1 protein-coding gene is annotated in these 1,151 nt (G+C 65.3%); it reads right to left on the reverse strand.

Features of this window, described 5'->3' with window-relative positions; all coding sequences use genetic code 11:
* The coding region (gene tuf / locus ARC39_RS25100; RefSeq protein ID WP_068119617.1) for an elongation factor Tu at nt 1–1,151 on the reverse strand (1,151 nt) is incomplete at both ends.

The following is a 1,151-nucleotide window of genomic DNA, read 5'->3' on the forward strand; positions in this document are numbered from 1 at the left end:
CCGGCGCCGACGGTGCGGCCGCCTTCGCGGATGGCGAAGCGGAGCTTCTCTTCCATCGCGATCGGCGCGATCAGTTCCACCGTGAAGCTCACGTTGTCGCCCGGCATCACCATCTCGGTGCCCTCGGCCAGCGTCACCGTGCCCGTCACGTCCGTGGTGCGGAAGTAGAACTGCGGACGGTAGTTGGCGAAGAACGGCGTGTGGCGGCCGCCCTCTTCCTTGGTCAGGATGTAGGCCTCGGCCTCGAACTTCGTGTGCGGCGTCACCGAGCCCGGCTTGCAGAGAACCTGCCCGCGCTCCACGCCGTCACGGTCCACACCGCGCAAGAGCGCGCCGATGTTGTCGCCCGCCTCGCCGCGGTCCAGCAGCTTGCGGAACATCTCGACGCCCGTGCAGGTCGTCTTGGTGGTGTCGCGGATGCCGACGATCTCGATCTCGTCGCCGACGTTGATCACGCCACGCTCGACGCGGCCGGTCACAACCGTGCCGCGGCCGGAAATCGAGAACACGTCCTCGATCGGCATCAGGAACGGCTGGTCGACAGGGCGGTCCGGCGTCGGGATGTACTCGTCCACCTCGGCCATCAGCTTCTTGATCGATTCCTCGCCGATCTCGGGGGTCTTGCCCTCGAGCGCGGCCAGCGCCGAGCCCGCCACGATCGGAATATCGTCGCCGGGGAATTCGTAGTCGCTCAGAAGCTCGCGGATTTCCATCTCGACGAGCTCCAGAAGCTCCTCGTCATCCACCTGGTCCACCTTGTTCATGTAGACCACCAGCGCCGGAACGCCCACCTGGCGCGCCAGCAGGATGTGCTCGCGCGTCTGCGGCATCGGGCCGTCGGCCGAGGACACCACGAGGATCGCGCCGTCCATCTGCGCCGCCCCCGTGATCATGTTCTTCACGTAGTCGGCGTGGCCCGGGCAGTCCACGTGCGCGTAGTGACGGTTCTCCGTCTCGTATTCCACGTGCGCCGTCGAGATCGTGATCCCGCGGGCCTTCTCCTCCGGCGCGCCGTCGATCTGGTCATAGGCCTTGAACTCGCCGTAATACTTCGTGATCGCAGCCGTCAGCGTCGTCTTCCCGTGGTCAACGTGACCGATCGTGCCAACGTTTACATGCGGCTTGTTACGCTCAAACTTTTCCTTTGCCAT

This window comes from Tropicimonas marinistellae, from assembly GCF_001509585.1.
Taxonomy (GTDB): Bacteria; Pseudomonadota; Alphaproteobacteria; order Rhodobacterales; family Rhodobacteraceae; genus Tropicimonas; species Tropicimonas marinistellae.